This is a genomic window from Psychrobacter sp. CMS30, assembly GCF_904846565.1.
GTDB classification, from domain to species: Bacteria; Pseudomonadota; Gammaproteobacteria; order Pseudomonadales; family Moraxellaceae; genus Psychrobacter; species Psychrobacter maritimus.
Genome location: NZ_CAJHBF010000020.1, coordinates 47,715 through 66,511, shown reverse-complemented (window position 1 = coordinate 66,511; position 18,797 = coordinate 47,715). Strand labels below are relative to the sequence as shown.

At 44.5% G+C, this 18,797-nt stretch carries 15 protein-coding genes; 10 read left to right on the top strand and 5 right to left on the bottom strand.

From position 1 onward, the window contains the following. Nucleotides 1–75: 75 nt before the first annotated feature. The gene (gene dnaQ / locus JMX94_RS10745) at nucleotides 76–1,680 is read right to left on the bottom strand and encodes a DNA polymerase III subunit epsilon (RefSeq protein ID WP_201565339.1); all 1,605 of its coding nucleotides are present in this window, start codon (nucleotides 1,678–1,680) and stop codon (nucleotides 76–78) included. A gap of 308 nt (nucleotides 1,681–1,988) precedes the next feature. On the opposite strand from dnaQ, the gene JMX94_RS10740 reads away from it, so the two are divergent. Both JMX94_RS10740 and JMX94_RS10735 read left to right on the top strand, forming a co-directional pair. Continuing rightward, nucleotides 1,989–2,549: a hypothetical protein gene (locus JMX94_RS10740; protein WP_227673611.1), complete on the top strand. Its 561-nt coding sequence runs from the start codon at nucleotides 1,989–1,991 to the stop codon at nucleotides 2,547–2,549. Nucleotides 2,550–2,670: 121 nt separating this feature from the next. Continuing rightward, a complete protein-coding gene (locus tag JMX94_RS10735; protein WP_201565338.1) occupies nucleotides 2,671–2,976 on the top strand; it encodes a hypothetical protein in 306 nt (101 codons plus the stop codon). 108 nt (nucleotides 2,977–3,084) lie between these two features. Here JMX94_RS10735 and JMX94_RS10730 read toward each other — a convergent pair whose 3' ends face one another. Further along, nucleotides 3,085–3,495 (bottom strand): YkvA family protein, encoded by a 411-nt coding sequence (locus JMX94_RS10730; RefSeq protein WP_201565337.1) that lies wholly within the window; start codon nucleotides 3,493–3,495, stop codon nucleotides 3,085–3,087. A 284-nt stretch (nucleotides 3,496–3,779) separates the two neighbouring features. Between JMX94_RS10730 and JMX94_RS10725 the strand changes: the two genes are divergently transcribed. Continuing rightward, complete coding sequence (locus tag JMX94_RS10725) at nucleotides 3,780–5,072, top strand: LD-carboxypeptidase (RefSeq protein ID WP_227673610.1); 1,293 nt, start codon at nucleotides 3,780–3,782, stop codon at nucleotides 5,070–5,072. 57 nt (nucleotides 5,073–5,129) lie between these two features. Here JMX94_RS10725 and JMX94_RS10720 read toward each other — a convergent pair whose 3' ends face one another. Beyond that, a complete protein-coding gene (locus tag JMX94_RS10720; RefSeq protein ID WP_201565336.1) occupies nucleotides 5,130–6,152 on the bottom strand; it encodes a GlxA family transcriptional regulator in 1,023 nt (340 codons plus the stop codon). A 199-nt stretch (nucleotides 6,153–6,351) separates the two neighbouring features. On the opposite strand from JMX94_RS10720, the gene JMX94_RS10715 reads away from it, so the two are divergent. The 4 genes from JMX94_RS10715 to JMX94_RS10700 all read left to right on the top strand — a co-directional run bounded on the left by JMX94_RS10715 (nucleotide 6,352) and on the right by JMX94_RS10700 (nucleotide 10,861). Beyond that, the gene (locus JMX94_RS10715; RefSeq protein WP_201565335.1) at nucleotides 6,352–8,157 is read left to right on the top strand and encodes an acyl-CoA dehydrogenase; all 1,806 of its coding nucleotides are present in this window, start codon (nucleotides 6,352–6,354) and stop codon (nucleotides 8,155–8,157) included. A 56-nt stretch (nucleotides 8,158–8,213) separates the two neighbouring features. Beyond that, nucleotides 8,214–9,221 carry an NADP-dependent oxidoreductase gene (locus tag JMX94_RS10710; RefSeq protein WP_201565334.1) on the top strand — a complete coding sequence of 336 codons (1,008 nt, stop codon included), beginning with the start codon at nucleotides 8,214–8,216 and terminating at the stop codon, nucleotides 9,219–9,221. Between the two features lie 3 nt (nucleotides 9,222–9,224). Next, nucleotides 9,225–10,007 (top strand): SDR family NAD(P)-dependent oxidoreductase, encoded by a 783-nt coding sequence (locus JMX94_RS10705; protein ID WP_201565333.1) that lies wholly within the window; start codon nucleotides 9,225–9,227, stop codon nucleotides 10,005–10,007. A gap of 89 nt (nucleotides 10,008–10,096) precedes the next feature. Then, nucleotides 10,097–10,861, top strand: coding sequence for an SDR family oxidoreductase (locus JMX94_RS10700; RefSeq protein ID WP_265088957.1), 765 nt, complete (start codon nucleotides 10,097–10,099; stop codon nucleotides 10,859–10,861). Between the two features lie 129 nt (nucleotides 10,862–10,990). Here JMX94_RS10700 and JMX94_RS10695 read toward each other — a convergent pair whose 3' ends face one another. Further along, nucleotides 10,991–13,588 carry an excinuclease ABC subunit UvrA gene (locus tag JMX94_RS10695; protein WP_201565331.1) on the bottom strand — a complete coding sequence of 866 codons (2,598 nt, stop codon included), beginning with the start codon at nucleotides 13,586–13,588 and terminating at the stop codon, nucleotides 10,991–10,993. 314 nt (nucleotides 13,589–13,902) lie between these two features. Here JMX94_RS10695 and arfB point away from each other — a divergent pair, with 314 nt between their 5' ends. After that, a complete protein-coding gene (gene arfB, locus JMX94_RS10690; protein ID WP_200662785.1) occupies nucleotides 13,903–14,316 on the top strand; it encodes an alternative ribosome rescue aminoacyl-tRNA hydrolase ArfB in 414 nt (137 codons plus the stop codon). A gap of 105 nt (nucleotides 14,317–14,421) precedes the next feature. On the opposite strand, the gene JMX94_RS10685 is transcribed toward arfB, so the two are convergent. Beyond that, nucleotides 14,422–15,621, bottom strand: a complete 1,200-nt coding sequence (locus tag JMX94_RS10685; RefSeq protein WP_201565330.1) for a sugar transporter — start codon at nucleotides 15,619–15,621, stop codon at nucleotides 14,422–14,424. A 403-nt stretch (nucleotides 15,622–16,024) separates the two neighbouring features. Here JMX94_RS10685 and JMX94_RS10680 point away from each other — a divergent pair, with 403 nt between their 5' ends. Both JMX94_RS10680 and JMX94_RS10675 read left to right on the top strand, forming a co-directional pair. Next, the gene (locus JMX94_RS10680; RefSeq protein WP_201560731.1) at nucleotides 16,025–16,990 is read left to right on the top strand and encodes a LysR substrate-binding domain-containing protein; all 966 of its coding nucleotides are present in this window, start codon (nucleotides 16,025–16,027) and stop codon (nucleotides 16,988–16,990) included. A 274-nt stretch (nucleotides 16,991–17,264) separates the two neighbouring features. After that, complete coding sequence (locus tag JMX94_RS10675) at nucleotides 17,265–18,536, top strand: aspartate aminotransferase family protein (RefSeq protein WP_201565329.1); 1,272 nt, start codon at nucleotides 17,265–17,267, stop codon at nucleotides 18,534–18,536. The last annotated feature ends 261 nt before the right edge of the window (nucleotides 18,537–18,797 follow it).

Below are 18,797 nucleotides of genomic sequence, written 5' to 3'. Positions count from 1 at the left end.
ACTAACTTACTTAACCGCCAGTATAAGAGGTTATTTTAATAAAAAAAGCGATTTTAATGATGGTAATTATAACGGCTACATTTTATCTTTAAGCGCAGGATAATCCTCTGCAAGCGCCGTATACCAGCTTTGATTGGCGCTCTCATTACTACTTGACGTCATTAATAAACTGGCTAAATCAGCAAAGCTTGCATGGGCGGTATGTCCGCCATCGGCTTGGGTGTCGTCCTCGATAGCAAGGGTGACTTGGCCGCCGGTCATTGCCAAATAAACTTCAGCTAAAATCTCTGAGTCAAGTAATGCCCCGTGGAAAGTACGATCTTGCTTACCGACATCTAGGCGGCGCACGAGGGCATCTAGAGTGTTTTTTTGCCCCGGATATTGCTGCTTGGCCATCACCAGCGAGTCGGTCACTTGGACGCGCTCCGCAAAGTCATGCATGCCAACTTTGGCGAACTCCATATTTAAGAAGTTCATATCAAAGGTGGCGTTATGAGCGATGATTTCGGCACCGTCCATAAAATCATACAGCGCCTGAGCCACTTGATCGAAAGTTGGTTTATCGGTTAAAAAAGCCTCAGAGATACCATGAATGCGGATAACTTCTTCATCCATACCGCGCTGCGGGTTGATATAGACGTGGAGCTTTTCACCGGTAAATTTACGCCCGACCATCTCTACAATACCGACTTCAATAATACGGTCACCCTTCATTGGGTCAAGACCTGTGGTCTCGGTATCCATAATAAGCTGGCGGTCAGATTCATGACGGTGGATAGGTTTGGGTAGCAGCGGTATAAAATACGGATTGGCACGGCTGGTATCACCATCAAATTTTGGCGTATCGGCTTCGCTACTGGTTTCTATATCAGCTGTTATATCTGCTATTTGGTTATTTGTGCTGGTGTCTGGCATCACGGTATCGCTTATTGGTTTGGTAGCATGGTGCTGATTGCTATTTTCTGCAGCTAAAGCATCTGTAGTTATCATCGTATCATGATGGTTTTGACTGTCTGTTTGACTGTCTAATAACTCCGCATCAAGCTCATCATCCATCATATCAAACCCCAATGGATCAAATTTTAGCCAATCATCGCTAGCGTTTTGGGTATTATCGGTCACTATTTGCTCTTTTTTTTTAGCAGTCTCTTGCGAGTTAAGTATGGCAGCACTTTCACTGCTAGAGGTCACGCCTAAATTTGCTAGCTCATCCGCTTTTTCATTGCCCGCGTGTCCGGCATGACCTTTGACCCAATGCCAATCGACATCGCGCTGCTGGCAGAGCTCATCTAGGCGCTGCCAAAGGTCTTGATTGGCGACAGGTTTCTTGCTTGCCGTTTTCCAACCTCTTTTTTTCCAACCCTCAATCCATTCGGTAATGCCTTTTTTGACATAGCTTGAATCTGTCCAAATCTCAAGTTTGTGCTCATGCGGACTATGGGTCAGTGCTTGTATCGCGCCCATCAGCTCCATGCGATTATTGGTCGTTTCTTTATCACCACCATATAAATCCTGCGTACAACCATCGCTAAATATCAGGTGCGCGCCCCAGCCGCCAGCACCCGGATTGCCTTTACAAGCACCGTCGGTATAAGCAACTGTCGTATTGGGTTTCGCGGCCAACGGATTTATGGCGTTTCTCGTATTAAATGACTGCGCTGAAGTAGAAGTGTCTGACATAAAAGCGTATTGACCTAATAAATGGTAAACGTGGAGCAGGGCGGTTTCGGTAGTGCTATTTTTACACCAGCTAGCCCGATATATTTTAGGTTTGAGTATAGCAAATCTATCTCAGCTATGGGCAGCTGCCATGCACAAAATCGTAAAAGCACAGATGATAGTAGTGATGATAATAATAACGCGGTGGTTTTCTGTTAAAATGGCTGCGATTGTAGTGCTATGGCACGATTTGATTGTTTTCTTTTTGATTGTTTTTAACAGTCAGACGCTCAATATCAGCTTTTTATATGCAAATGCAGGATAACCCTATGATGTCCGTACGCCCAAACGTGTTTTATAAAAAATGGCCGCCCTTGATGGTCGCTATCACAGTCAGTAGCGCACTGTTTTTAAGTGCTTGCAATGATAGCAATACGCCAGCTGATACTAAACAGATGCAGACGGCAGCGGATTTATCCATATTTGAAGGCTGCTACACTGTCAGTCATGACGAGCCTGCACAGATAAAAGTCAGCCAACAGGGCGGCGCGTGGGTGATGCAGATGAAAGAGCCGGCAAGCGCTAAGCGCGTTTGGGATGATGCTGAGCCGTTAGAAGTGATTGCAAATAGCGACATACCCACGTATTACTCTATCGACCCTGACAATGTCGATGCGGTCATTGGGCGTCCAGACAGAGTGTTGGTACTGGCGCATGTGAAGCCTGTCTATGCCAATATCGATCCGCTACTTGATAGTGAGTATTTGTCCTATATTTATCGCGGTGCCAATACCATTTACCGTGTCGAGTGTGACGAGGTTAATACGGATATTTTAGCCAATCCTCATTCAAATATTGTGATTGATAATGTGAATGAGAGCAGCCAGTAAAACTATAGACAACCCTTTATATAAATAGCCCGTTATCGGGTATGATAATAAGCGAACAAAGCTATTTATAAACGATCAAAGCTTTCTGTAATCAACAAATACGTCATTAGAGTCAGGCAATATGAATTTTTTTAGTTATGTGGTGTTGGGCGGATTTTCTTATGCAGCGGGTTGGGCAGTCAGAACCTATATCTTAGATAAACAGCCAAAACCTGAGCAGCCTTATAACCTTAAGCATCCAGCAATCTTAGCCTATCTTGGCGGATTTTTTATTATTATGCTGATTATTTCATGGCTTATCGGTCGCTATTTGCTTGGACACGTTGCCGTTGACTTGCCATTTATTATTGTGAATAGCTTGGTTGCTACCTTTGTGTATTCATTTGGTCTGAATCCAGAAAAAGCCAATTATGAAGTGCCAGATTAACTCGTATAGATAAATTGCTAGCGGTTAATAAAAAGTCACGGCTGATAAATGCATTATCGGTCGTGGCTTTTTCTCATTTATCTTTTCAGTAGCATAGCTTATCAGCAGTTAATTCTTTTTCTTTAAGTTGGTAGCAGTTTTAACCGCTGTTTGGCTTTGCTTCCACGTCTGATATTTCTGCAAATCTTTTTCGATAAGTTTTAAGCAAAAGGTGAGTACCAGCGCATCGTCGATATGACCGATAAAAGGGATAAAATCTGGGATAATATCAATCGGGTTGAGGGTATAAAGCAGCCCAACGACGCCCGCTGAAATGGTCTTGTAGGGAATATCGCGATAATTGCCTTTGTAATAATCTTTAATCAAGCTCATAAATAGCATCAAATCCTTGGCAAAACGCTCAAGATGGCTGCTATCCTTTAGCTTTTCTTGCAGTTTTTCTTCCTCATGAATGAGGTACTCTAAATCGGCATCTAAGATGTCATCTTTTTCCTGCTTATCAGTCGCTTTGTCAGCCATTATTATTATCCTTATTTAAGCGCAATTGATGTCTTTATGTGATGTCTTCATACTACAACAAAGTCGTGGCATGCGCCAATATTGCGTATTATGAATAGGTTTAATTTGCTTGAGTTTTTAGTGTATAGAGTAGCGAAAAAGTAAATATGGGCAAGGGTTAGGCAACTATTTTCACTTGCAAACCGTTTACAATACGCAGCTGTGATGTCTAAGCAAATAGGTTGCAAAGATAAAGATGGTTCAAAAGTAGATTCAAATAAAAAACGATAAGGTAGCAGCGAGCGATGGTTTCCAAGAGTCAGTTATTAAAAAATGCTAAAAGTAAAGATGCTCATACAGCGAATGACACGACGTCTGGCTTGAATCGTCGCCAGTTTTTACGTCAAGTCGGTATCAGTGCAGGAGCAGGATTATTAGTAACCCAAAGCATCACTCAGGCGCTTGCTGTCAATGTTATTCAGCAAGATAAAAGTACGCAGCTTACCAAAGATGATCTGCCAACGGCATTAATGGATGATAGCCTGCCATCACAAGAAGCAGCGCCCGAAATATTGCAACCGAATACCCGCTGTATCAGCCCAAGTATAGAAACGCGGCTTTTTGCCAGCTCCAACGTCGGTGGTAGTGACGAGCGTAATGAATTGGCGTTAGAGCGCTTGGCCTGCGCGGGTTTTAAAGTTGATAATTCTGCGATTACCAAACGGCAGTATTTACGTTTTGCGGGTACAGATTCGCAGCGCGCAAGTGATTTGCAAAACATTGCTACGGGTGCGATCGCAGCGCCTAAACTGCTACTTGGCGTACGCGGTGGTTATGGTGCTGTGCGTCTATTACCAATGGTTGATTGGTCGACGCTTGGTCGTATTATGAAGGAGCGCGGCAGCATACTGGCGGGCTTTAGTGATGTGACGGCGATTCAGTGCGCGCTACTGGCAAAAGGAGAGATGAGTTCGCTTGCCGCGCCAATGCTTTATAGTGAGTTTGGTAAAAACAAACCCGACCAAGTCAGCTGCCGACAGTTTGCAGAAGCATTAACCAATCCCAATTTGGCTATCAATATACAAGATGCGTCGTTAACCAGTCCAAATTTACCCAGTATTCTGTCAAGTTCTGAGCCAAAAACTTTAACGGGCACTATTTGGGGCGGCAATCTAAGTGTGGTGTCAGCGCTGGCAGGTAGTGACTATTTGCCTCGTATTGACGGCGGTATTGTATTTTTAGAAGATGTCGGCGAGCAAGCCTATCGTATCGAGCGCATGCTATATGATTTGTATTTAGCAGGGGTGTTTAAAGGTCAGCAAGCCATCGTGTTTGGCGCGTTATCAGGTAGCGGTGAGGACAGTTATGACAAGCGTTATGATGTCGCCACCGTAATTCGTCAATTGCATCAGCTGACAGGATTGCCGATTTATAGTGGCATGCGCTTTGGTCATATTGGACAAAAGCACAGTTTTCCATTAGGTGCGACGTGCCAGCTTAGCACCAATAAATTCGGTGGCTATCAGTTAGCATTTAGTGGTTATCCAACGATTAAAGCAGATGCCATTCATATCGAAGGCTTGTGGCAATCCGTTTAGCTATCAGAAAAACCTCATAAGAAATAGCAATAAAATATAAGCTAAGTCTTAAAGGTTCTAAATTGCCAAGCGTGAAAATTTATCCTGATATTCTTTCGGCGTCAGTTCAGTAGCGCGTTTAAACAAGCGAGTAAATGATGAAATATCATCGTAGCCGACTAGCTCCGCTAGTGATTTAATCGTCACATCTCCTAATTCTAACAAACGCTTTGCCTGCTCAATTCTCACCGCTTGAATATACTCAATCGGGCGCATAGCAACGCAGGATTGAAAACGTCTATTTAAGGTGCGCGGGGTGATATTCACCATGGCTGCCAAATTGCTCACCTGCATAGGTTGCCTAAAATTCTCTTCGATAAATTCTTGTACCTGTTTAACCAGCTGGTCAGCATGCGGTTTATGCAACGTCACATTGGTATAGCTATTTTGATTGCCCCGTTTGCTATCGATAATCTGAGTTTTTGCCACTTGGGTAGAAATCTCGCGTCCGCAATAACGCTCGATTAATAACAATCCCAAATCATAAAAGGCGCTACCACCTGCCGCACAGAATATATTGCCAGATTGTTCTTTTGACTGGCTTTTTGACTGAGTGACAAATTGGTTTTCTTGCAAATCAACCAGTGGAAAATCTGCCTTAAACTTATTGGCATAGCCCCAATGGGTGGTCGCTACTTTGCCATCGAGCAAGCCTGCCTTTGCTAAAAAGAAAGCCCCGCTACAATTACTAGCGATATCCGCTTTGGTATTCGCCAGTCGCTGCAAATGCGGAATTAAATCGCTATTTTGACTCAATACTTTATCGATTGAATCGCCAATCGTTGGGATTAATAGTAAGTCGCACTCTGTGACTTCCTGAATATCGCAATGCGCTTGCATGATTAAGCGGTTGCTGCATCTGATATCTACACCGCCCAGACTAGCAATCTGCACATTAAATCTAGGCTCTACTTCCTCATCCAAAAATCGCTGCCAGCTGACCCCAGTAAATGAAAATAAATCTAGCGCCCCAGCGAGCACGCTGCCAAGTACGCCATCGAAGCCGACAATAATGACTTTAAATGGTTTGAAGTAGGGCAAAATTTGGCTTCCTTTAAGTGTATGCAAATTTATAGCTGATATTCACCAGCTGCACGATACGTAATTTGAAATTCACTCACTATAGGTTAGAGGGAATGTCTTATTTGACCATAATTATGTCATAAATGACAATACGGCAAGGCATTAAATTAGATTAATATCAATGCATCACCAAATTTAATGAGTTAACGAGAATACTATGGCAGCAGATACGCTTATCAATGACTTTGAATTACCGTTTCAATTATATGATGTATTGGGCACTGAACATTTAACCGAGCATCCGAAGTTTGCAGAACATAGCCGCGAAACCTTCGATGCGGTACTCGACACCGCCAATAAAATCGCGACCCAGTTGTTCTTGCCACACAACCATGTGGCGGATAAAAACGAGCCGCAGTTTGACGGCAAAAAAGTCAGCATGATAGACGATGTCAAAGTCGCCTTTGATGCGTTTCGTGAGTCGGGATTTATCGCGGGCCGTTATAGCTTTGACGATGGCGGCATGGAATTACCTGAAACGGTCATGACGGCGGTAGCAGGCTATTTTATGGCGGCCAACCCATCAACGACGGCTTATCCATTTTTGACCACGGCGGCGATTAATGTTATCTCACATTTCGCCAGCGATGAGATTAAAAATGCCTTTATGCCTCGCATGCTAACGGGCGAATTTACTGGCACCATGGCATTAACAGAGCCGCATGCTGGCTCATCACTTGCTGATATAAAAACCACTGCCGTCAAACAAGACGACGGTTCTTACCGCGTAAAAGGCAGCAAGATTTATATCTCAGCGGGTGATCACGAATTGTCTGATAATATTGTGCATTTGGTCTTAGCCAAAGTGCCGGGTGGTCCTGGTGGTGTCAAAGGCATTTCTTTATTTGCCGTACCAAAATACCGTCTAAATGAAGATTTATCAGTTGGCGAGCGCAATGATGTGCATTTAACGGGTCTTATTCATAAGCTTGGCTATCGAGGCGCGACTTCTACGGCGTTAAGTTTCGGTGATGTAGGCGAGTGCTATGGCTACCTTATCGGCGAAGAGCATTTCGGCTTGCGCTACATGTTCAAAATGATGAATGAAGCGCGCATTGCGGTTGGTTTTGGCGCGGCGATGATTGGCTATCGCGGTTATCAGTATTCGCTCGATTATGCCAAAGACAGAACGCAGGGCAGAATTGCACCAAATAATAAGCCCGAAGATGCAGCAACGACGATTATTAATCATGGTGATGTCAAACGTATGTTGCTTGCGCAAAAAGCCTACAGCGAGGGCGGCATATCACTCTGTTTATATGGCTCAAACCTGATTGACCGTATCAATACTTGTGAAGATGCAACACTAAAAGCTGAGCTATCAGAACTGCTGGATTTACTCACGCCAGTACTCAAAGCATGGCCATCAGAATATGGTCCAAAGGCCAATGATTTAGGCATTCAAGTATTGGGCGGTGCAGGCTATACACGTGAATATCAAGCCGAGCAGTTTTGGCGTGACAATCGTCTCAATCCTATTCATGAAGGTACAAATGGCGTGCAAGCGTTAGATTTGTCATTTCGAAAGTTATGGCAAAATAAGGGTCTTGGTATTCAAATTCTCAAACGTGAAATTACTCAAGACTTAGAAAGTATCAGCACACCAGAAACCGCAAAACTTGCCGGTAAATTGATGCCTTATATGGGTCATTTGCATGAAGTGTTGGTGCATTTAAGTAAAGTTCTGCAAACAGAAAAAGCCATCACGTTGACTGGTAATGCGCAAGCATTGATGAATATTTTTGCCTCTATCGTGGTCAGTTGGATTTGGATTCGCCAAGCCAGCAAAGCTGAGCAATTATTAAATGATACGGCTGACGTTGATAAGCAAGACTTCTATCACGGCAAACTACAAGCAGCAAAATACTTTATCGATTGGGAATTGCCGTTAATCAAGCGCGATATTGAGCTGTTAAATAACGACAATGCAGTATGTACCGATATGCAAGCAGAGTGGTTTTAAGGGATTTTGAATCATATTTTGTATTAATAATAAATACAACTTTAAAGGAATAAATAATGACAACAATCAATAAGCAGTGGCGCTTAAAAGAACGACCTGTTGGCGCGCCGAGTGCAGAGACGTGGGATTATACTGAGTCAGAACTACCGAATATCACAGACGGTCAGTTACTGATAAAAATTGAATATATCTCGATGGATCCAGCGATGCGTGGCTGGCTAAACGATGCTAAGTCTTATATTGCACCGGTACAGATTGGTGAGGTGATGCGTGCAGGAACGGTGGGCAAAGTCATCGAAAGTAAGCATGAGAAGTTTGCCGTTGGCGATTATGTCGTAGGTCATAACGGCGTGCAATCGTATGCGGTCAGCGATGGCGCAGGACTACATAAAGTCGATCCAAAGCTTGCGCCATTGTCTTATTACTTAGGTGTACTCGGTATGCCGGGTATGACTGGCTATTTTGGCTTATTAAAAACAGGCGCGCCAAAAGCGGGCGAGACCGTCGTCGTTTCTGGTGCCGCTGGTGCGGTTGGTAGCTTGGTTGGGCAAATTGCCAAGCTCAAAGGCTGCCGCGTCGTCGGTATCGCAGGTGGTAGCGAGAAATGCAAATTCTTAGTCGATGAGCTGGGTTTTGATGTGGCTATAGATTATAAAAATGAGAATGTCAAAAAAGGCTTAAAAGAAACCTGTCCAAATGGGGTCGATGTCTTTTTTGACAACGTCGGCGGCGATATTTTAAATGACGTCCTCACGCAAATTAATCTACATGCCCGTATCGTTATCTGCGGTGCGATTAGCCAATATAACAACACTACAGAAGTAAAAGGGCCGTCAAACTATCTGTCATTATTGGTCAATCGTGCCCGTATGGAAGGCATCGTTGTATTCGATAATATCAAAGAGTATCCGGTAGCGATGAAAGACATCGCAGGCTGGATTCAAGCGGGCGACATTAAAGTGAAAGACCATATCGTTGAGGGTATTGAGACTTTCCCTGATACCTTGATGATGCTATTTAAAGGTGAAAATTTCGGTAAACTGGTACTTAAGGTAGAGGGATAAATCATGACACTGAATACAAATGGAATTGCATCAGACGTCACTGGTAAACGTATTTTAATCACGGGCGGCGCGTCTGGCATCGGTGCGGCAAGTGCGTTATTGTTAGCCAGTCGCGGTGCGAAAGTTGTCATTGGCGATTTGGCAGAAGAGATGGGTGCTGCTGTTGCCAAGCAAGCCCAAGATGCTGGTAATAGCATTGTCTTTAAAAAGGTCGATGTGACTAACGGCGATGAAGTGCGGGCGCTATTTGCTTTTGCTATGGAAACGCTTGGCGGTCTTGATGTGGTGATAAATAATGCGGGTATCGACCATAAACCGGCACCGATGCATGAGCTAAGCGATGAAGATTTTGATCGTAATATCGCGGTTAATCTAAAAGGCGTCTGGCATTGTATGCGCGCTGCTGTTACTTGTATGGCGCCCAATGGCGGCGGTCATGTGATTAATATTGCCTCCATTGCTGGTTTACGTTCAGCACCACTGCTGACAGCTTATAGCGCGGCCAAGCATGGCGTTATGGGGCTGACCAAGTCTGCTGCTCATGAATATGCCCGTGTCAATATCCGCTTTAATGCGGTATGTCCAAGCTTTATCGATACGCCAATGGTGCGTAATACCATGGCAAAAATGGACGAGCGTGCCCAGCAAGCAACTATCAAAGCTAGCCCAATGCGGCGTTTGGGTGAAGTTGATGAAGTATCTGGCGCGATTGCATGGCTAGCTAGCGATGAGAGCAGCTTTATGAATGGTCATGCGTTTACCCTTGATGGCGGTATGCTGGCTTAATGTGCTTTCTTAAAAAGATTGATACGAAGTTTCTAAGCTCTGCTACACATTTAAAATGTATAAATAATATATGTAAAATATAAGGAATAATGATGAAAGATTTATTTGATTTAACGGGCAAGATTGCTTTAGTTACCGGTGCGAGCCGCGGTATTGGCGAATCTATCGCCCGCTTATTGGCGTCAAGAGGCGCGCATGTGATTGTCTCTAGCCGTAAGATTGATGCTTGCCAAGCGGTCGCGGATAGCATCATCGCTGATGGTCATAAAGCCAGCGCCTTTGCTTGTCATGTGGGCGATATGGATCAGATTGAAGCGATTTTTGAGCACATCAAAAGCGAATTTGGTCAAATCGATATCTTGGTCAATAACGCCGCGGCAAACCCTTACTACGGGCATATCTTAGATACGGATTTAGCGGCTTTTGATAAGACCGTTGAAGTCAATATTCGTGGTTATTTCTTTATGTCGACAGCTGCCGGCAAAATGATGCGTGAGCAGGGCGGCGGGGTGATTCTAAATACTGCCTCGGTCAATGGCTTGGTCGCAGGTGATAAGCAAGGTATCTATTCAATTACTAAAGCGGCAGTGATTAGCATGACTAAAGCCTTTGCTAAAGAATGTGGTCCATTAAATATTCGCGTTAATGCGCTGCTGCCGGGTTTAACCGACACCAAGTTTGCCTCAGCATTGACTACCAATGATAAAGTCTTAAAGATGGCATTACATGCGATACCGTTAGGGCGCGTGGCTAATCCTGACGAGATGGCAGGCACGGTATTGTATTTGGTGTCTGATGCATCAAGTTATACCACTGGCGCAACGATAGTCGTTGATGGCGGTATGCTTGCCTAGTTATCAATGAGTAGTTTGAAAGATAAAGACAGCACTTAACATAGAAAAACCGCATGATATTAAAATCGTGCGGTTTTTCTTATTACATATTTCCATTTTTTAGTTAGTGTACTGTTTTTTATATCAATACTAAGACAATAAAAAAGGCGCAGTACGACTCTCTTTGGACTTAGCTACCTCTTTAGGCGTGCCCGCGGCGACAATAAGACCACCTTCATCGCCAGCACCAGGGCCCATATCGATAATCCAATCGCTGTTGCTCGCAACTTGCATATCGTGCTCAACCATAATCACTGTATTACCGGTTGCGACCAGCCCATTTAACTGTGCCATCAGCATCGCGACATCAGAAGGGTGTAAGCCGGTCGTTGGTTCATCGCGCACATACAGCGTATCGCCGCGCTGGGTACGCTGCAGTTCGGTAGCAAGTTTGACACGCTGTGCTTCGCCACCAGACAACTCGGTCGCTGGTTGCCCAAGTCTTAGGTAGCCAAGCCCAACTTTTAGCAAGGCATCTAAGGCGCGCATTATTGGGGCATCATCAATGAAAAATTCAGAAGCCGCTTCGACCGTCAAATCGAGTACTTCAGCGATGTTTTTACCTTGATAAGTAATTTCTAAGGTTTCGTCATTGTAGCGCTGACCATGGCACACTTGGCAAGGCGAGTAAACACTCGGCAGAAATAGCAGCTCAACGCTGACAAAACCGACGCCTTCGCAATTTGGGCAACGGCCTTTTTTTACGTTAAATGAGAAACGTCCAGCATCATAGTGCCTTGCTTTTGCTTCTTTAGTGGCGGCAAATAATTTGCGCACATGGTCAAACAGTCCAGTATAAGTGGCCAGATTTGAGCGCGGTGTGCGCCCGATGGCTTTTTGGTCGACGGTGACTAAGCGTTTGATATGCTCCATACCATTGACTATCTCTCCGCCTATTGGCGTTTCTTGTTCTTGCTCCAGTAAAGCCGCTTCATCGGTGGGTGCTTCAATCACGGTTTTTTGCCCTAGCGCATTGTAGACCAGTTCAACCAATGCTTGACTGACCAAACTCGATTTCCCCGAACCTGAAACCCCCGTCACTGTGGTTAATACCCCTAAAGGAAATGCCGCATCTAACCCTTGTAGATTATTACGCTCGATATTGGCAAGTTTTAGCCAATGATTAGGTTGTCTTGGCTGCTGGCTTGTTAATTGATGGGCTTTTGGTTGCTGGGTTTTTGATTTTTTATTTTTGGAATCACCATTAAAAAGATATTGTCCAGTATAAGAATCAGAGATATCTTGCAAGCCTGCGACAGGGCCGCTATAGATGATTTCACCGCCATGACTGCCCGCTTTTGGTCCGACATCGACTATCCAATCGGCGTGGCGAATGACGCTGACATCATGCTCGACAATGAATAATGAATTACCCGCCGCTACCAGTTCATCTAGGGCGCCTAATAGCGCCTGAGTATCGACAGGATGCAGGCCAGCGGACGGTTCATCGAGCACATAAACCACGCCAAATAGTTTAGAGCGAATTTGAGTGCCAAGTCTTAGGCGCTGTAGCTCACCGGGCGATAAGGTAGGTGTGGTACGTTCAAGCGATAAGTAACCTAGCCCAAGTCTGGTTAACGCTTCTACACGCGATAAAATATCGCTGGTAATACGCTTGGCAACAATGGCTTTTTCTCGGTCGGGCATATCATCGCTGAGTTTTTTATTGGCAGCGCCGTGAAGTTTAAGCGCCAGTTCAGTCAAGGTTAATTGTGATAACTCGCCAATATCAAGCCCTGCAAATTTAACCGACAGTGATTCTTGTTTTAACTTTTTGCCATGGCAGCTTGGGCATTCTGAAATTTGCATGAACTGCGCCACACGTTTTTTGGTACGTGGACTTTGGGTCGTGGCAAAAGAATGTAAGACGAAATTTTTTGCACTGGTAAAAGTGCCTTTATAATTGGGCTTTTCACCTTTTTTAATCGCCTCGCGTACTTGCTCGAGATTGTATTCTGGGTAAACCGGCACTTCTGGGGTTTCATTCGTAAATAAAATCCAATCGCGGGTTTCCTTGGGTAAGGTGTTCCAAGGTTTGTCGATATCGTAGCCCAGTGTGGTCAATATCCGGCTCAGATTTTGCCCTTGCCATGCCGGTGGCCAAGCAGCAATGGCGCGTTCTCGAATGGTTTTCGTCTTGTCAGGTACGAGCAAATCTTCTGTGACCTTAAACACGCGGCCAATACCTGAGCAAGTAGGGCAAGCACCTTCTGGCGTATTTGGCGAAAAGGCATCGGCATACAACATGTCTTGCCCAACAGGGTATTCGCCTGCTCGCGAGTACAGCATGCGCAAACCATTTGAAATCGTCGTCACGCTACCAACCGATGAACGTACCGACGGCGTACCGCGTTGTTGTTGCAGGGCGACGGCTGGTGGTAAGCCTTCTATCGAATCGACATCAGGCTCGCCAACTTGGTCAATCAAGCGCCGTGCATAAGGCGATACCGAATCAAGGTAGCGGCGTTGCGACTCAGCAAACAAGGTACCAAATGCCAGTGACGATTTGCCTGAGCCTGATATACCGGTAAAAACGACCAACGCATTACGCGGTAAATCCACATCGACATTTTTGAGATTGTGCACCCGCGCGCCCCTGACTTGAATGCTTTGTGCAGCTGTAAGGTGGTGATTTTTGAGAGAAATGTTAGATTTTTTATGATTAGATTTCTTATTATTGGTTGTCATACAACGCTTATTCCTTTGACTAAAATCGGCTTGTTAACGCTTTGATTCAACAATACCGTATCTGTTTAATACTGTATTTATCTAAAGTCATCCTACCACCTTAAAATCAAATCACTGCGCAGGCTTACGCTTTATAGACAGAGGTTAGACACAGCAACGTCAAACGATAACATTTATAAGGTTTACCCTATAAATTGCAGATTATAGAGGTTAAGAAATACGGCGTTTTGGCCGCTATTAAGCGGGCAAGTGGCGCGTTAATTGAGAATGCTTTATCATTAACTTCATCTATCAATCATTTATAAAAGTATTTTATGATTTTTATCAGCAATACCATCAGTCTGAATGACAGTGAAGTAGAGATTAGCGCCATACGCGCGCAAGGGGCAGGCGGGCAAAACGTCAATAAAGTGTCGTCTGCGATTCATCTGCGTTTTGATATTCATGCCTCAAGCTTGAGCGATGTCATTAAGCAGCGTTTATTGGACAGCAAAGACAGCCGAATCACTAAAGAAGGTGTGCTTATTATTAAAGCGCAGCAGTTTCGTACCCAAGAACGCAATCGAATTGATGCGCTTGAGCGGCTGCAAAGCTTTATTATAAAAGCCACTCATGTCAATAAAACCCGCAAAGCGACCAAACCTAGCAGAAATGCCAAACGTAAACGCGTCGATGAAAAAACCCAACGCGGTAAGACCAAAGCGTTACGCGGTAAGGTGGATTTTTAAATAAGCGGCTTAATTTTTTAATAAAGCAAACAGCAAAATGCCAGCCCATTTAATTGGCTGGCATTTTTTTGTGCGTTGAATGAACTTTGGTTAATCTGCCCTTAGCTAACCAAGTCTTCTGCTTAATTCAGGAAAGCGCTTTATCATAAATAACATCAAGAGCAGCGACACACTGGCGATAGCGGCACCAACATAGCCGACGCTTGATATTGAAATATGCGTCACTGCATAACCCCCAAACAGCGCACCGGCGCCAATTCCTAAATTAATAATGCCTGAGAACATCGACATCAGCATGTCTTGCGCCGTGACATCGACCATGATGACTTTGGCTTGCATAGAGATAATCAGCAGCATCAGCGCCGCGCCCCACAGTAACGCAATGAAACTCAGCGCCCAGATAGAAGTCACGGCAAACAATAGCACCAGCATAGATATCAGCATTAATATGATCGATATCAGCATCAATCTGGTATTAAAACGATCACCCCAACGGCTGAATATCACACTGCCGGCAATCCCTGCCACCCCAAATAATAGCAAGACAACCGTCGCGGCGTTTTCACTAATAGCGCCAACCTGCCGCATAAAGGGTTCGATATAAGAATAAGCGGTATAGTGCGCGGTAAAGACCAGTAAAATAAGCAGATACAAACAGACCAATAAGGGGTTTTTAAGCAATTCTGGAATTTTTCTAAACGAGCCTTCAAACATACTGGGCAGCGTTGGCAATAGCCTTGCTTGCAAGATAAAGACGATAAAAGCAATCACCCCAATACCGCCAAAGGTCGCCCGCCAACCAAACCATTGACCGACCAAGCGCCCTAATGGCACGCCAAGCACCATCGCCAATGAAGTACCGGTCGCAAGTACACTAAGTGCCAGTGCTTTTTTGCCTTCTGGTGCTACGCGTATCGCAATCGCTGCGGTGATGGACCAAAATATCGCATGCGATAGCGCAATACCAACACGGCTAATCAGCAATACATCAAAACTCCATGCAAATACTGATAACACATGGCTGGCAATAAAAACCACAAACAAGCCCAAAAGTAAGCTTTTACGCTCAAATCGGCTGGTAAGCAGCATCAATGGTAATGACATGGCCGCGACAATCCACGCATACAGTGTCAACATCCAGCCGGTCTCAGCTGTAGTGATGGAAAAATCTTGGGCGATGTCACTTAATAGGGCAACGGGGACAAATTCGGTAGTATTCATAATAAAGGCGCTGACGCCCATCAAAAATACTTGGAAATACTGAGTTCGGCGAGCATTTGCGCTCACCTCAAGGTTATGTTTCATATGATCCAATACAAATAAAGAAGGCGCTAATAGTGCAAATTAGCTGAAAAATAATTCATGAGTTTAAGAATAACGGCGGCATAGGTCGTAATGATGAAAAAGAGGAGGTCAAGATAGCAAATCAGTTGCGGTATGTCAGAGCCTATCATCAGACCCTACTATTTTATCAGGAATCGACCGTTTTTTTGTAGGAGAGTCTTTAAAATTAGCGACCGAGTAACTGGTTGAATGGTTAAGTAAATACGATGATGGCATCAGTGTCAGTTACATAGTGTTTATAGTGAGGTATCGCTATTTACGCTTGAATATAGGTATGATGACGCCATAGGCTAGGAATGCCTGATAACGTGATTTTAAATAATCATTGATATTTTACTAAGATGGAATAAAAGAAAAGCAATCTATGAAAACAGACACCAATAAACCATTAGCCTTTAGAAGATACCCTTCAACGACGGCGCTGCAATGTTTTGAGACCGCTGCTCGTCATTTGAGTTTTACCAATGCCGCGCAAGAGATGCACATGACCCAAAGCGCCATCAGTAAGCAAGTGGCGCAGTTAGAGGAGATGCTAAACCTGTCTTTGTTTTATCGGACGCCGCACCGGATTTCATTGACCCCTGCTGGCAAGTCATATTATCTTGAAGTGTTAGAGATTTTAAAACATATCGAGGTGGCGACCACCAATTTGATGTCGCATAGCAGTAACACCGAGCTGCTAAAAATCGTCTCGCATCCGACATTTTGTGCCCGTTGGTTGATTCCAGCACTCAGTGGCTTTAGTCAAGAATATCCCCTTATTAACTTGGATATTAAAGAGCTGGCGGGGCCATTTTTTTCTGAAGACCAAAATGTCGATATTGCTTTTTTATATGGTGATGGCATGTGGAGCAATATGGAGTCTATAAAACTGTTCGATGAATACTGCGTTGCAGTCTGTCAGCCGCAGTATTTGCGAGATAAAACACTGAGTACTGAGTGTTTGACAAGTAGGGAGTGTTTGGATGACTATGTGTTATTGCAAATAAGTTCACGCTTAAGTGCGTGGTATGAGTATTTTAAGCAACAAGATATCAGCGTCGATGGCACCTTTGTAGGTCCACGTTTTGAGACTTTCCATGCTTGCATTTCTGCCGCCTTACTGGGTTATGGTATAGCCTTGGTGCCGTTACGTTTGGTTGAGCCCGAGTTACAATCAGGCGCTTTAGTGATGGCGTGGGATTATGCGGCAAAGGGTCGCGGCAGCTACTATGTGACTTATCCTGTCTCTTCAGGGCAATCGCATAAGGTCAAAGCGGTTTTAGAATGGATTACGGCTTATTTAGCAATCTCAGATGAACGTGAAAAGGCGTTAGGGTTGGTTTTATAATGTTGCTTTCTTATGTCTCTTTATACCCTAAAGTATTTCTTTATAACACTGGTCTTGTGACTTTTATTCTGCAAAGTTATTTGCTGTGAAAATTTAACAAGCTAAACAAAAAAACTGCCTTGATACGCAGTTTTTTTGTTTTTAAAGGATTCGTTTAGGGAGCTAATTTACTGGTAATGACAAAAAGGAATGCCACCACAACTATTATTCGTTTGCTGCTGGAATGATGTTTTGTTGAAATGAGTCAAACTCAAGGAAGAGATAGAGATTCATCATGGACAAGCTTTATAACGTGACCGATGCCTTTACGATGGTGCATCCGCTCACGCTCGTCAAAGGCAAAAATGCCAGAGTTTGGGACGACAATGACCGCAGTTATATCGATTTTGTCGGCGGTATCGGCGTTTTAAACTTTGGTCATTGCCACCCTCACATCGTTGACGCCATCATTCAGCAAGCCCAGTCGCTGATTCACTATGCCTACAATGCGGCAGCGCATCAGCCGTATCAAAGCTTTATGCCGCGATTGTGTGAGCTTGTACCTATCAGCGGCGAGCTGGCAGGGATGCTCACCAACTGCGGTGCAGAAGCAACTGAAAACGCCATCAAGATAGCACGCATGAAAACGGGTCGCACAGGCGTTATTGCGTTTGACGGTGGCTTTCATGGGCGCACACTGGCTGCGCTCAATCTCAATGGTAAGGTCGCCCCGTATAAGCGCGGACTTGGTGCATTAGGGAGCGGCGTTTATCACATTCCTTTCCCCAGTCCCGATAACAATATCAGCGACGAGCAAGCGATTGATGCGCTCCAGCGTTTATTTATGGTAGAAACCGATATCGATAATATCGGTGCCATTATCGTCGAACCTGTACAAGGGGAAGGCGGCTTTCAGTTGTTATCGCCCACCTTTGCGCAATATCTACGTAAGTTTTGTGATGAGCACGGCATGTTACTTATCATGGACGAAATTCAATCCGGTTATGGTCGTACGGGTACGCCGTTTGCTTTTACTCATTTAGGGATTGAGCCTGACCTTATTTTACTTGGCAAAAGTATTGCAGGTGGCTTGCCCTTAGGCGCAGTCATCGGCAAGGCTAATGTGGTCAATGGTTTGCCTAAAGGCAGTTTGGGCGGTACTTATTCTGGCAATCCAGTTGCTTGCGCCGCTGCCAATGCCACGCTTGATATCATGCAAGCTAATGACGTTTGGCAGTCAGCCAAGCATTATGCCCAGACGATTGAGACGACCATCCGCCAATGGCAGCAAGAAGGTATCTCGCCTTGGTTATTTGGTCTTACCGGTATCGGTGCGATGCGCGGTATCGAGCTGCGCCATCCTGAGCATGATGTGCATCCAAGTGTGATGGCGCAAGTATTAACCAAAGCCCGCGAGCGTGGTCTATTGCTGATGCCAAGTGGGCAATATCGCCATATCATTCGCTTATTACCGCCACTTACCATAGAGCCTGACACCCTAAAAGAAGGGTTGGATATTCTAAAAGAGGTGCTCATCGCGCTTCCTGATGGATTGCCTGCCGCTTAATGTTTAGGAATGCTTAGGAATGCTTAGGAATGTTTAGGAATGCTTAGGAATGTTTAGGAATGTTTAGGAATGTTTAGGAATGTTTAGGAATGTTTAGGAATGTTTAGGAATGTTTAGGAATGTTTAGGAGTGCTTAGGGGTGCTTAGGGGTGCTTAGGGGTGCTTAGGATTGATAGCGCATCGTCATAACCAAATGCTCGAAATCAAATACTTATTATTAAGCTAAAAATTTATTAACTCTATTACAAGGATGTTTATTTG

Excerpts from the sequence above, each read along its gene's own strand:
- dnaQ (WP_201565339.1), bottom strand. The coding sequence starts at position 1,680 with ATGTCAGACACTTCTACTTCAGCGCAGTCATTTAATACGAGAAACGCC.
- JMX94_RS10740 (WP_227673611.1), top strand. The coding sequence starts at position 1,989 with ATGATGTCCGTACGCCCAAACGTGTTTTATAAAAAATGGCCGCCCTTG.
- JMX94_RS10735 (WP_201565338.1), top strand. The coding sequence starts at position 2,671 with ATGAATTTTTTTAGTTATGTGGTGTTGGGCGGATTTTCTTATGCAGCG.
- JMX94_RS10730 (WP_201565337.1), bottom strand. The coding sequence starts at position 3,495 with ATGGCTGACAAAGCGACTGATAAGCAGGAAAAAGATGACATCTTAGAT.
- JMX94_RS10725 (WP_227673610.1), top strand. The coding sequence starts at position 3,780 with ATGGTTTCCAAGAGTCAGTTATTAAAAAATGCTAAAAGTAAAGATGCT.
- JMX94_RS10715 (WP_201565335.1), top strand. The coding sequence starts at position 6,352 with ATGGCAGCAGATACGCTTATCAATGACTTTGAATTACCGTTTCAATTA.
- JMX94_RS10710 (WP_201565334.1), top strand. The coding sequence starts at position 8,214 with ATGACAACAATCAATAAGCAGTGGCGCTTAAAAGAACGACCTGTTGGC.
- JMX94_RS10705 (WP_201565333.1), top strand. The coding sequence starts at position 9,225 with ATGACACTGAATACAAATGGAATTGCATCAGACGTCACTGGTAAACGT.
- JMX94_RS10700 (WP_265088957.1), top strand. The coding sequence starts at position 10,097 with ATGATGAAAGATTTATTTGATTTAACGGGCAAGATTGCTTTAGTTACC.
- JMX94_RS10695 (WP_201565331.1), bottom strand. The coding sequence starts at position 13,588 with ATGACAACCAATAATAAGAAATCTAATCATAAAAAATCTAACATTTCT.
- arfB (WP_200662785.1), top strand. The coding sequence starts at position 13,903 with ATGATTTTTATCAGCAATACCATCAGTCTGAATGACAGTGAAGTAGAG.
- JMX94_RS10685 (WP_201565330.1), bottom strand. The coding sequence starts at position 15,621 with ATGAAACATAACCTTGAGGTGAGCGCAAATGCTCGCCGAACTCAGTAT.
- JMX94_RS10680 (WP_201560731.1), top strand. The coding sequence starts at position 16,025 with ATGAAAACAGACACCAATAAACCATTAGCCTTTAGAAGATACCCTTCA.
- JMX94_RS10675 (WP_201565329.1), top strand. The coding sequence starts at position 17,265 with ATGGACAAGCTTTATAACGTGACCGATGCCTTTACGATGGTGCATCCG.